The sequence below is a fragment of the Streptomyces liliiviolaceus genome (genome assembly GCF_018070025.1).
Classification (GTDB): domain Bacteria; phylum Actinomycetota; class Actinomycetes; order Streptomycetales; family Streptomycetaceae; genus Streptomyces; species Streptomyces liliiviolaceus.
In genome coordinates, this window is record NZ_JAGPYQ010000001.1 from 8,159,445 (window position 1) to 8,172,086 (window position 12,642).

A 12,642-nucleotide genomic window follows, 5' to 3' on the forward strand; every position below is an offset into this window, starting at 1 on the left:
CGGTCATGCCCGCCATGCACCACCAGCCGTCACCACCCCCGACGCCCGGCACCACACCACCCCCGGATCCGGGGGAGAAAGCGGACCGCCCACCGGCATCGAAGACCCGGACCGCCGAGCAGGCGACACCGGTGGAACCGACCGGCCCGACCCGTCCCACCGATACGACCCGTCCCACCGCTGCGACCGGGCCGAAGAACCAGGCCGGACCCACGGCGCCCGCCTCCGGGCGGACCGCCCCCTCCCCCGAAAGTGCCTTCGTGAGTGCCCCCGTGATCGGCCGTATCCCCGTCCTGGACGTACGTCCCTTCGTCGCGGGTGGCCGCCGCCCGGCGAAGGCCGTGGTGGGAGAGGCCTTCGAGATCTCCGCGACGGTCTTCCGGGAGGGGCACGACGCGGTCGCCGCGAACGTCGTGCTGCGCGGCCCCGAGGGCCGCACGGGCCCCTGGACACCCCTGCGCGAACTCGCTCCCGGCACGGACCGCTGGGGCGCCACCGTCTCCGTACCGGCGCCCGGCCGCTGGACGTACACGGTGGAGGCCTGGGGCGATCCGATCACCACCTGGCGCCACCATGCCCGGATCAAGATCCCGGCGGGCATGGACACCGAGCTGGTCCTGGAGGAGGGCGCGCTGCTGTACGAGCGTGCCTCGGCCGGGGTGCCGAAGAGCAAGGGCCGGCGGGAGGCGATCCTCGCGGCCGTGGAGGCCCTGCGCGACACCGCCCGGCCCGCGGCGGCCCGGCTGGCCGCCGCGCTCACCCCCGACGTGGACCATGTCCTCGCCCGCCACCCCTTGCGCGAACTGGTCACCGCCGCCGATCCGCTGGACCTCCAGGTCGAGCGGGAGCGGGCGCTGTTCGGGTCCTGGTACGAGTTCTTCCCGCGCTCGGAGGGCGCGGTGGTCGAGCCCGGGAAACCGCCGGTCAGCGGTACGTTCAAGACGGCGGCCCGGCGGCTGCCCGCGATCGCCGGCATGGGCTTCGACGTGGTGTACCTGCCACCGATCCACCCCATCGGCGCGACCTTCCGCAAGGGCCCCAACAACACCCTGGACCCCGGCCCGTACGACGTCGGGGTGCCGTGGGCGATCGGCTCGCCGGAGGGCGGGCACGACGCGATCCACCCGGATCTCGGCACGATCGACGACTTCGACGACTTCGTGCGCCGGGCCGCGGAACTGGACCTGGAGATCGCGCTCGACTTCGCGCTCCAGTGCTCACCCGACCATCCGTGGGTGGAGAAGCATCCGGAATGGTTCCACCACCGCTCCGACGGCACGATCGCCTATGCGGAGAACCCGCCGAAGAAGTACCAGGACATCTATCCGATCGCCTTCGACAAGGACATGCCGGGCCTGGTGCGGGAGACGCTCAGGGTGCTGCGGTTCTGGATGAGCCATGGCGTACGGATCTTCCGTGTCGACAATCCGCATACGAAACCGGTCATCTTCTGGGAAGAGGTGATCGGGGAGATCAATCGCACCGACCCTGATGTGATCTTCCTGGCCGAGGCGTTCACCCGCCCGGCGATGATGCACACGCTCGGCGCGATCGGTTTCCAGCAGTCGTACACGTATTTCACCTGGCGCAACAGCAAAGAGGAACTGACCGAATACCTCACCGAACTCTCCGGTGACGCGGCCGCGTATATGCGGCCCAACTTCTTCGTCAACACCCCGGACATCCTGCACGAGTTCCTTCAGCGCGGTGGTCGGGGCGCCTTCGAACTGCGCGCGGTACTGGCCGCGACGCTCTCCCCGACCTGGGGTGTCTACAGCGGATTCGAGCTGTGCGAAGGCGTGCCGGTGCGCGACGGCAGCGAAGAATACCTGAACTCCGAAAAGTACCAACTACGTCCGCGAGACTGGGAGTCGGCGGAACGCGAAGGTCGTAGCATCGCGCCCCTGATCGCCGAACTCAATGCGATCAGGCGCCGCAGCCCCGCCCTTCGACAACTGCGTGACCTGCATTTCCATCACACGGACAAGGAGGCGGTGCTCGCGTACTCCAAGTCGGTCACGGACACACGCGGATCGAACACGGTTCTGGTGGTCGTGAACCTCGACCCCCACCACACCCAGGAAGCCACCATCTCGTTGGACATGCCACGACTCGGCCTCGACTGGCACGCGTCGCTGCCGGTACGCGACGAGCTCTCCGGCGAGGTCTACCCCTGGGGCAGGACCAACTACGTACGCCTCACCCCCGGTCACCGGGCCGCGCACGTACTGACCGTCCTGCGACCGTCCTCACCGCCCACCGGAGGGTCACCCACATGATCGTCAACGAACCCGTCCCGGACACCTTCGAGGACACCCCCGCAAAAGACCGGGACCCCGAATGGTTCAAACGCGCCGTCTTCTACGAAGTCCTCGTCCGCTCCTTCCAGGACAGCAACGGCGACGGCATCGGCGACCTCAAAGGCCTCACCGCCAAACTCGACTACCTCCAATGGCTCGGCGTCGACTGCCTGTGGCTGCCCCCCTTCTTCCAGTCCCCCCTCAGGGACGGCGGCTACGACGTCTCCGACTACACCGCCGTCCTGCCCGAATTCGGCGACCTCGCCGACTTCGTCGAATTCGTCGACGCCGCCCACCAGCGCGGCATGCGCGTCATCATCGACTTCGTCATGAACCACACCAGCGACCAGCACCCCTGGTTCCAGGCCTCCCGCAACGACCCCGACGGACCCTACGGCGACTACTACATGTGGGCCGACGACGACCAGCAGTACGCCGACGCCCGCATCATCTTCGTCGACACCGAAGCCTCCAACTGGACCTTCGACCCCATCCGCAAGCAGTACTACTTCCACCGCTTCTTCTCCCACCAGCCCGACCTCAACTTCGAAAACCCCGCCGTCGTCGAGGAAATCGTCTCCGCCCTGCGCTTCTGGCTCGACCTGGGCATCGACGGCTTCCGCCTCGACGCCGTCCCCTACCTCTTCGCCGAAGAGGGCACCGACTGCGAGAACCTCCCCGCCACCCACCAGGTCCTCAAACAGGTCCGCGCCGAGATCGACGCCCACTACCCCGACACCGTCCTGCTCGCCGAGGCCAACCAATGGCCCGAGGACGTCGTCGACTACTTCGGCGACTACACCGCCGGCGGCGACGAATGCCACATGGCCTTCCACTTCCCCGTCATGCCCCGCATCTTCATGGCCGTCCGCCGCGAATCCCGGTATCCGGTGTCGGAGATCCTGGCGAAGACCCCCGCGATCCCCTCCGGCTGCCAGTGGGGCATCTTCCTGCGCAACCACGACGAGCTCACCCTCGAAATGGTCACCGACGAAGAACGCGACTACATGTACGCGGAATACGCCAAAGACCCCCGCATGCGCGCCAACATCGGCATCCGCCGACGCCTCGCCACCCTCCTGGACAACGACCGCAACCAGATCGAACTCTTCACCGCCCTGCTGCTGTCGCTGCCCGGCTCACCGATCCTCTACTACGGCGACGAGATCGGCATGGGCGACAACATCTGGCTCGGCGACCGCGACGCCGTCCGTACGCCGATGCAGTGGACCCCGGACCGCAACGCCGGCTTCTCCTCCTGCGACCCCGGACGGCTGTATCTGCCGACGATCATGGACCCGGTCCACGGCTACCAGGTCACCAACGTCGAAGCGTCCATGAGCAACCCCTCCTCGCTGCTCCACTGGACCCGCCGCATGATCGAGATCCGCAAACAGAACCCCGCGTTCGGCCTCGGCTCCTACACCGAACTCCCCTCCTCCAACCCCGCCGTCATCGCCTTCCTGCGCGAATACAAGGACGACCTCGTCCTGTGCGTCCACAACTTCTCCCGCTTCGCCCAGCCCACCGAACTCGACCTCCAGACCTTCAACGGACGCCACCCCGTCGAACTCATCGGCGGCGTCCGCTTCCCCGCCATCGGCGAACTCCCCTACCTCCTCACCCTCGCCGGCCACGGCTTCTACTGGTTCCGCCTCCGCAAGGACGCCCTCTAGGCCCTGTCGTCAAATTCCCGCCTGCCGGGCGACGCCTGGCACGCACTCTCGCTGCACCGGGCGAAAGCCCAAGTACGTCCAGTACGCGGACTTCCGCCCGGCACACCGAGAGCACGCACCAGACGCCGCCCGGCCCGCCCTCCGGGCGGACGCCGGGAATTTGACGACAGGACCTAGGACCGGCCCCGACGGGCGGGTACAACGGACGGCGGGGCGGTTTCCCCCGCCCCGCCCTGGGCACGCAGTAGTAACACCCCGACTCCGGGGAAAGGACGCGACGCCATGTCCGAAGCCGTCACCCATTCCGTGCACTCCGCTTCGACAAGCCCCGGTCTTCTCGCGTCCCTCGATCCACTGCTTCGCGAGTGGCTTCCACGGCAGCGGTGGTTCGCGGGAAAAGGCCGTCCCGTCACCGGGTTCTCCCTGGTCTCGGCGACCGAGGTGCTGCCCCTGAACTCCAGACTGGGCCTGCTCAATCTGCTCGTACGGGCCCATCAGCCGCTCGTGCCCACGCAGAGCGCGCCCGCGCATCCGGCCGACTGCTACCAACTGCTGCTCGGCGTGCGCGAGACACTGCCACCGCGGCTGGCGCCCGCGCTGATCGGCCATCCGGCACAGGGCCCCCTGGCCGGACTGACCGTGTACGAGGCGCTGCACGACCCGCGGCCCGCCGATGTCCTTCTGGAGGCCCTGCGGGAGCGGGCGCACATCGGAGAGCTGCGCTTCGAGCGGGACATGACGCAGGAGATCCGGGGCGATCTGGTGCCGCGCCTGGTGACCGCCGAGCAGTCGAACTCGTCTCTCGTCTATGGAGATACGTTCATCCTGAAGCTCCTGCGCAGGATCGTGCCGGGCATCAACCCCGATCTTGAGCTGCCGCTGGCGCTGGCCCGCGAGGGCTGCGCACGGGTTCCGGCACCGGCCGGCTGGATCCTCGCGGACCTGGCCGCCGACTCCCTCGACCCCGGCCCGCACGTTCCCGGCGACCCGTACGTCCTAGGTGTCCTGCAGCCCTTTCTCCAGGGCGCCTCCGACGGCTGGGACCTGGCCCTGCGCGAGCTCGCCAAGGGTGAGGACTTCAACGGTGCGGCGCGGGCGCTCGGCCGGGCCACGGCCGAGGTGCACACCGCGCTGGCCCGTGCGCTGCCCGAGGTGACCATGGGCCGCGCGCAGATGGAGCTGCTGGTGGAGGGGATGACCGAGCGGCTGACGGCGGCCGTCCAGACGGTGCCCTCGCTGCTGCCGTACGCGCCCGGTCTGCGGTCCGCGTTCGACGCGCTCGCCGATCTGGCGGGCGAGGGGCGGACGTGGACGGCCCAGCGGATCCACGGGGACCTGCATCTGGGCCAGTGTCTGCGGTCGCCGTCCGGCAGCTGGTCGCTGATCGACTTCGAGGGCGAACCCTCCAAGCCGCTCGCCGAGCGGCGCCTGCCCCAGCCGACCGCGCGGGACGTGGCCGGCATGCTCCGCTCCTTCGACTACGCCGCGCACTCGCTCCGGGCCGAGGGCACCCAGGTGTCCGCCGTACCCGGCTGGGCGGACGCGTGCCGGGCCGCGTACTGCTCCGGTTACGCCGAGGCCGGCGGGCGCGATCCGCGGACGGACCCGGTGCTGCTGCGCGCGTACGAGACCGACAAGGCGATCTACGAAGTCGTGTACGAGGCACGGCACCGGCCCGACTGGCTGCCCGTGCCGATGGCGGCAGTGCGCCGGCTGGCCCTTCCCGAACCGTCCTGACCGCCCCGACCCGCCCCGCTCCACCTCTCACCGTGCCGAGGAGGCTCCACCCGTGACGCCCCGCCCGAACCCGCCCGCCAAGAAGCCGAAGAGCTCGAAGGCCAAGGCCAAGGCCGCCGACAAGGCCGCAGACAAGGCCAAGGTCACCGGCAAGGCCGCCGACAAGGCCGCTGACAAGGCGAAGGTGAGGCCGGCGGTGGAGGAGACGCGGTCCGACGCGCAGGCCGAAGCCGTACAGGCCGAGGCTGTACAGGCCGACGTACAGGCCGAAGCCGTACAGGCCGATGTGCGGGTCGCAGCCGTGGAGCCCGCGCCCGTCGTGTCCGTGCCGGTTCAGGAGCCCGTCCAGGAGGTGCGGTCGCTGGCCGTGCTGGACCGGGCCGACCGGGAACGGCTGCTCGGGGGCGCGCACCACGATCCGCACGCCGTGCTCGGGGCCCATCCCGTGCAGGACGGGGTGGTCTTCCGGGTGCTGCGGCCGTACGCGCTCGCCGTGACCGTCGTCGCCGAGGGACTGCGGGCCGAACTGCACGACGACGGGGACGGGTTCTTCTCCGCCGTGCTGCCGCTGCGGGAGGTGCCGGAGTACCGGCTGACGGTGGAGTACGAGGGCGCGGTCCAGGACGTCGAGGACGCGTACCGCTTCCTGCCCACGCTCGGCGACTTCGATCTGCACCTGTTCGGGGAGGGACGGCACGAACAGCTGTGGACGATCCTCGGCGCGGAGCCGATGGAGCACCAGGGCGTGCCCGGCACCCGCTTCTCGGTCTGGGCGCCGAACGCCCGCGGTGTCCGTGTCTCGGGGTCGTTCAACTTCTGGGACGGCACCGCGTTCCCGATGCGCTCGCTGGGCTCCTCCGGGGTGTGGGAGCTGTTCGCCCCCGGGGTGCGGGAGGGTGAGCTGTACAAGTTCGAGATCACCCGCCCCGACGGGACGAAGACGATGCGCGCCGACCCGATGGCGCGGCGCACGGAGCTGCCGCCCGCCACGTCGTCGGTGATCCACGCCTCGCGTCACGAGTGGCAGGACGAGGAGTGGATGGCGCGCCGGGCAGACCGCCCCGCGCACGAGGCCCCCTTCTCGGTCTACGAACTCCACCTGGCGTCCTGGCGACCGGGCCTGACGTACCGTCAGCTGGCCGAGCAGTTGCCTGCCTACATCTCCGACCTCGGCTTCACGCACGTCGAGCTGATGCCGGTCGCCGAGCACCCCTTCGGCGGCTCGTGGGGCTACCAGGTCACCGGCTTCTACGCCCCCACCTCCCGGCTCGGCACGCCCGACGACTTCAAGTACCTCGTCGACGCGCTGCACCGGGCCGGCATCGGCGTGATCATGGACTGGGTGCCCGCGCACTTCCCGCGCGACGAGTGGGCGCTGGCCGAGTTCGACGGACGGCCGCTGTACGAGCACGAGGACCCGCTGCGGGCCGCGCACCCCGACTGGGGAACCCTCGAATTCGACTACGGGCGCCGCGAGGTGCGCAACTTCCTCGTCGCCAACGCCGTGTACTGGTGCGAGGAGTTCCACATCGACGGACTGCGTGTCGACGCGGTCGCCTCCATGCTCTACCTCGACTACTCGCGCGAGGCCGGCCAGTGGACGCCCAACGTCCACGGCGGCCGGGAGAACCTCGACGCGGTCGCCTTCCTCCAGGAGATGAACGCCACCGTCTACCGGCGCGAGCCCGGTGTCGTCACGATCGCCGAGGAGTCGACCGCGTGGGACGGCGTCACCCGGGCCACCCACCACATCGGGCCCGGCGGCTTCGGCGGCCTCGGCTTCGGCCTGAAGTGGAACATGGGCTGGATGCACGACTCGCTGGACTACGTGTCCCACGAGCCCGTCCACCGCAAGTACCACCACCACGAGATGACGTTCTCGATGGTGTACGCGTACAGCGAGAACTACGTCCTGCCCATCTCGCACGACGAAGTCGTCCACGGCAAGCGGTCGTTGGTCTCGAAGCTGCCCGGCGACTGGTGGCAGCAGCGCGCCACCCACCGCGCCTATCTGGGCTTCATGTGGGCCCACCCCGGCAAGCAACTCCTCTTCATGGGACAGGAGTTCGCCCAGGGCGCCGAGTGGTCCGAGGCGCACGGGCCCGACTGGTGGCTGCTGGATCCCGCGTACGGGGCCGAGGCCGACCACCGGGGTGTACGCAATCTCGTCCGCGACCTCAACGGGGTGTACCGGCAGGTGCCGGCGCTGTGGGAGCTGGACACCGATCCCACCGGGTTCGGGTGGGTCGCCGGGGACGCCGCCGAGGACAACGTCTTCGCGTTCCTGCGCTTCGGGGCGGACGGGGCGCCGCTGCTCGCGGTCTCCAACTTCTCACCCGTCGTACGGCACGAGTACCGGCTCGGGGTGCCCGACGACGTGTCCGCGTGGCACGAGGTGCTGAACACGGACGCGGGGCGGTACGGCGGGGGCGGTGTCGCGAACACCGATCCCGTGAAACCGGACGATCAGGCGTGGCACGGCCGCCCGGCCAGCATCCGCCTGACCCTGCCCCCGCTGTCGACGGTGTGGCTGCGCCCGGCCTAGGGCTTGTCGGACAGGCCCGTCCTCCTTCTCCGGGGGGCCTCGACCGCCGCCCGTCGCAGCGGACTCGTCGACGAGGAGGTGTTCAGGTGCCGGCGACGGCGCCTGAGGAGGAGGAAGGCCGCGGGGAGCAGCAGGAGCGGGAGGAGACGCAGCGCCCATGTGCCCGCGCCGGCCGAGGTGTCGGGCGGACCGAGACCTGACGCCTCGCGGGGGGTCGGGGCGCCGAGCCACACGGTGTCGGCGTCCATGGACGGCGTACGCAGCGAACGGTCCACCCCTTTGGGGAGCTTCGCGAAGTCCGCCTCGAAGCGGGTGTCCGGGACCTGGCGGAGGGAGACCCGGGAGAAGTCGACCCCGCCGAAGACGTAGTTCTTGGCACCGCCGTCCGCGAGCTTCTCCGTGACGTCGAACTCGCCCCGGCGGTACGAGTCGACGTACCGGTCGAACGTGTCCCTCGGCTTCCAGCGCGCAGTGGTGCGCCAGTGCGCGATGTCGCCCGAGTCGATCAGGTCGCCGTACGTCGTGTCCTGCGTCCTGGCGCGTTCGCGGTACCACTGCGCCGCCACCCGGGCGAGGTGGACGCGGCGCAGGTCGGCGTACTCCGGTGCGGTGTTCACCGCCTTCGTCAGCTCGGGCAGGACCAGGGTGCGGTACAGGTCCTCGTTGTGCTCCTCGGAGGCACGGTCCGGCCGGGGGCAGGAGGGAGGGGCGTCGCCGGTTCCGCCGGCTTCCGACAGGTACTGCGACTCCATCTGCACGTCGAGCGGCGCGTCGAGGATGTACAGCTCGTCGCCGTCCTCGTGGACCGACGCCGGCGCGGACGTGATCCAGTTGCGGGTCGACGCGCACTCGCCCCGGAGGCCGTCCCAGTACCGCCGGCCGAGCGCGGTGTGCGGGTGGATGAGTTCGCCGACGGTCTTCTTCATCCGCAGGTCCGCCTCCAGCATGATCCGCCCGACGTCCGTACGGCCCAGCTCGTCGTCGACCACGCGTTCCGGTTCGGTCGGGTTGAGGTTGACCCAGAAGGCCGAGGGGTCCAGGGAGAGCCAGACGAAGAAGGCGTCGGAGGTGCGGGCGGCGGCCGAGACACCGGTGGAGGTGCGGTTGTCGCCCTTGAGGGGGTCGCGGTCCGCGCCGAAGGAGTACCGCAGGCCGCTGCCGTCCCCCGGGTCGGCCAGGTAGCGCAGTTCCATGGTGGAGAAGTCGATGCCGCCGTTGTTCCCCCCGGGGACGGCCAGGGTGGCGCCCAGACCGGTGGCGGCGTCGGCGTCCGCCGCTCCCCCGCCCCGGCCCTCGTCGCACGTGCCGTCCGCCTTCGCCGCCGCGAGCACGAGCGCGGACGGTACGGGGCGGCGCTGCGACCGGGTGTCCGGGAGCGCGCACGAGGGACCCGAGGGGAGGGCGAAGGGGGGCTTGAACGCGCTCTCCTCCCAGTTCTCCTTCTTCGCCGTCTCCATCACCCCGTCGAGATCCACACCCAGTTGTTCCTGCGCGACACCGTTTCGGTACTGCCTCTCCTTGCCGTACGCCTTCTCCACCTTGAGCTTGGCTTTCCTGTCGGCGTCGGACTTCCCCTCGGCGGCCCAGTCCTTGGCGAGTTTCGCCATGTCCTCGGCCTTCTGGGCGGTCTCCTTGACCGTGAGGTCGTACGGGTACGCGAAGAGGGTCCGCGTCTGCCGGAGGTAGAAGCGGGAGCACTTGGCGCACTGCTGCCGTTCGGAAGCCGAGGCGATCTTCGCCTCCGGGGCGATTCCGGCTTCGTCCTCCAGCTTCTGGAGCCAGCCCTCCGAATGCAGGCGCTCACCGCTCAGCGCGGCGATGCCGGGGATCTCGTTGTATCCCTTTTCCTCCAGTTGCTCGACGAGCCGCGGGTCCAGGAATCTCTTCATCGGTTTGAGGTCGATCATCGACGCCCGCCAGGCCCGGCGGGATTCGAAGGAGGCATAACGGGGGTTGCCCAGAAGGTCGTTCAATTGTTTTTCGGTCAGCAGCAGCGGGTTGAGGAAGTCGACCGCACCGTTGCGGGACTGGTTGAAGGCCTGTTGCTTCTGGTGGTCGGGAAGCAGGCGCCGGAGGAGGAAACGCAGCTGCTCGACCGGCATGAGCGGTGGGCTGAGCAGGGGATTGTCGAACGCCTCGTCCTTCGAGAGGTTCGTCCCGTCCGCCGCTCCCGGCGGCCGGGTGCCGTCGTCCGCCGCGGCGGGCCGGGGCCCGGCGACTCCCACGAGAAGCACCAGCAGCAGCGCCGTGAGCGCGCGGGCCCCCTGCCGCCTCACGTCTCTTCCCCGTCCCCGCTCCGCTCCTCCCCGCCGAACACCTCGTCGATCAGGGCGAGATCGGAGTCACCGGACGACCGCGACCGCGTCACCGCACGAGCCAGCCAGACCCCTGCCCCCGTCACGGCCACCGCCCACACCACCCCCGACGCTCCCCGGGCCACCCCCTCCGGACAGCTCCCGGCCCGGATCGGCAACCCGCCGTGGTACGTGGGCGCCGCGCACTGGGCGGAGGCGGACGGGGGCGAACCCAGTAGGAGAAAAGCGACCGCCGCGGACAGCGCGGCCATCCGTACGGCGAGAGCGGTGATCGCGGCCTTCCTCATGACAGCTCCTCCGCTCCCGCCGGAGTCCCTTTCAGCTCCAGCACCCGCTCCCGCAGCCGGAACTCGGACGGGATGAACTCGTCGGCCTCCGCCCGCCCCCGGTGCCATCCCTGCGTCGCCAGGTCCAGCTGTGCCTGCTGGAACCGCATCAGGTGCCGCACTCCCGCCGTACCGTCCCGCCGCCACACCCGCAGCTCCAGCGCCAGCCTCCGGCGCGGGGAGAGCAGCAGCCCGATCTCCGGCTCCGTCACCGCACCGCGCCCGGACGCGGCCTCCGCGGCCAGCGCACGGCCCACCCCCGCGGCCTGCTCGCGCAGCCCGCGACGCAGGACGAGCACGCCCAGCGCCACGAACACTCCCGACGTGATCAGCGTCAGCAACGGCACGCCCAGCAGCAGACTCAGCGTGTCGTCGTCCCCGAACCAGCCCGACCTGTACCGGTCGAGCCGCATCAGCACCATGTCCGTCCAGAAGTGCCCGCCCACCGCCGCCGTCAGCCCGCCCCCGACCACCAGCAGCCGGTCCCGGCGTCCGGTCAGCCATCTGCTCGCGCCGATCCCGGCCCCGGCGAGCGCCGTGAACGCCACGTGCGCCGCCATGAGACCGACGACCTGCCGGTCCCAGAACTGGGTCGGATGGTGGGCGACGTCGATCAGGCTCATGAAGTGGACCGTCTCGACGAGGTTGTACCCGAGGCCGACCGCCGCACCGATCACCACTCCGGACACCACACCGTCGAAGTGACGCCGGAAGAGGAGGAACAGGACCGCCACCCCGGCCGCCTTGCCCAGTTCGGCCATCACGGCCGCGTTCAGCGCCATCAGCGTGACGTACCTGCGCACCTCGGCCTGCGGGTGCTCGAATTCGAGGAGGAACCCCGGCGCGTACCGCTGGTACCAGGTCATCATCACGATCCCGAACCCACCGCCGATCAGCGCACCCCACCCGAAGCCGCTCAGCAGCAGCCACCCGGGCATCCGCCGCAGCGACTGCGTCCGGTGCACGAACAGCAGCGCCGCCCCGCTGACGAGCAGACACAGCAGCAGCTGCCGCGGAGCGTTCCCGAACGCCGCCGACGGCATCGCGGCGAACGGCAGCAACAGCGCGGCGAGGATCCCGAACCGGCAGGCACGGACGTTCCGTACGGACAGCCCGCCGCCCCCGGCGCGCCGGTCGGCGAGCAGCCGCAGACCGAGTACGAGGGCGACCGCCCATCCGCCGAGCAGCAGTACCCGCGTCACCTTGAACGGCGTCGGCTCGGGCGGCAGGAAGCGGATGAAGACGCTGGACCACTGGTGCAGGTCGGGCGCCGCCCGGAAGAGGAGCTGGCCGGCGACGTAGGCCACCGACAGTCCGACCGCGATCACGATCGCCAGGGTCGTCCCGCGCCGGGCCGCCGGCGGGTGCGCGGGCTTCGGCGGCACCACCGCGCTTCCGGCGGTCATGAGCCGCCGTCCAGTGGGGGGATCGAGAGTTCGGGCAGGCTGGGAATGTAGGTGGGGAAGCTCGGGATGCCCTCGGTCGGAAGGTTCGTCGGCAGGTCGTCCGGCAGTTCGGTGGGACGGTCGGTCCAGTAGTCCGTGGGCAGGTCGGTGGGCAGTTCGGTCGGGAATCCGCTCGGCAGGGCGGTCGATCCCGTACCGGTCGGATAGGACTCCGGCAGCGGATACGCGGGATCGGTGGAGACGCCGAGCACGACGGCGACGAGAGCGCACACGGCCCCGATCCCGCCGGCGACCGCCAGGAGCAGCACATGGGGCCGGGGTCCCGGCTCTGGCCCGC

General features: G+C 70.2%; 8 protein-coding genes. 4 read left to right on the forward strand and 4 right to left on the reverse strand.

What is annotated here, in order from left to right:
• The first annotated feature begins 5 nt into the window (after positions 1–5).
• The 4 genes from J8N05_RS34550 (at position 6) to glgB (ending at position 8,258) form a co-directional block, all read left to right on the forward strand.
• Positions 6–2,279, forward strand: a complete 2,274-nt coding sequence (locus J8N05_RS34550) for an alpha-1,4-glucan--maltose-1-phosphate maltosyltransferase (RefSeq protein ID WP_282108181.1) — start codon at positions 6–8, stop codon at positions 2,277–2,279.
• On the forward strand, positions 2,276–3,976 hold the full coding sequence (gene treS / locus J8N05_RS34555; protein ID WP_210889698.1) for a maltose alpha-D-glucosyltransferase: 1,701 nt from the start codon (positions 2,276–2,278) through the stop codon (positions 3,974–3,976). Before J8N05_RS34550 ends, treS begins: the two co-directional genes overlap by 4 nt.
• A 282-nt stretch (positions 3,977–4,258) precedes the next feature.
• A complete protein-coding gene (locus J8N05_RS34560; RefSeq protein WP_210889700.1) occupies positions 4,259–5,713 on the forward strand; it encodes a maltokinase N-terminal cap-like domain-containing protein in 1,455 nt (484 codons plus the stop codon).
• 52 nt (positions 5,714–5,765) lie between these two features.
• Positions 5,766–8,258 (forward strand): 1,4-alpha-glucan branching enzyme, encoded by a 2,493-nt coding sequence (glgB, locus tag J8N05_RS34565; protein WP_210889702.1) that lies wholly within the window; start codon positions 5,766–5,768, stop codon positions 8,256–8,258.
• Here the strand turns inward: glgB and J8N05_RS34570 are convergent.
• Genes J8N05_RS34570 through J8N05_RS34585 form a run of 4 tightly spaced genes read right to left on the reverse strand, consistent with a single transcriptional unit; the run spans position 8,255 to position 12,613 of the window.
• The gene (locus J8N05_RS34570) at positions 8,255–10,534 is read right to left on the reverse strand and encodes a hypothetical protein (protein ID WP_210889704.1); all 2,280 of its coding nucleotides are present in this window, start codon (positions 10,532–10,534) and stop codon (positions 8,255–8,257) included. The two genes, glgB and J8N05_RS34570, sit on opposite strands and share 4 nt — an antisense overlap.
• Positions 10,531–10,860: a hypothetical protein gene (locus tag J8N05_RS34575; protein ID WP_210889706.1), complete on the reverse strand. Its 330-nt coding sequence runs from the start codon at positions 10,858–10,860 to the stop codon at positions 10,531–10,533. The genes J8N05_RS34570 and J8N05_RS34575 overlap by 4 nt, the downstream gene beginning before the upstream one ends.
• Complete coding sequence (locus J8N05_RS34580; RefSeq protein ID WP_210889708.1) at positions 10,857–12,305, reverse strand: PrsW family glutamic-type intramembrane protease; 1,449 nt, start codon at positions 12,303–12,305, stop codon at positions 10,857–10,859. The genes J8N05_RS34575 and J8N05_RS34580 overlap by 4 nt, the downstream gene beginning before the upstream one ends.
• A complete protein-coding gene (locus tag J8N05_RS34585) occupies positions 12,302–12,613 on the reverse strand; it encodes a hypothetical protein (RefSeq protein WP_210889709.1) in 312 nt (103 codons plus the stop codon). Before J8N05_RS34585 ends, J8N05_RS34580 begins: the two co-directional genes overlap by 4 nt.
• Positions 12,614–12,642 lie beyond the last annotated feature (29 nt).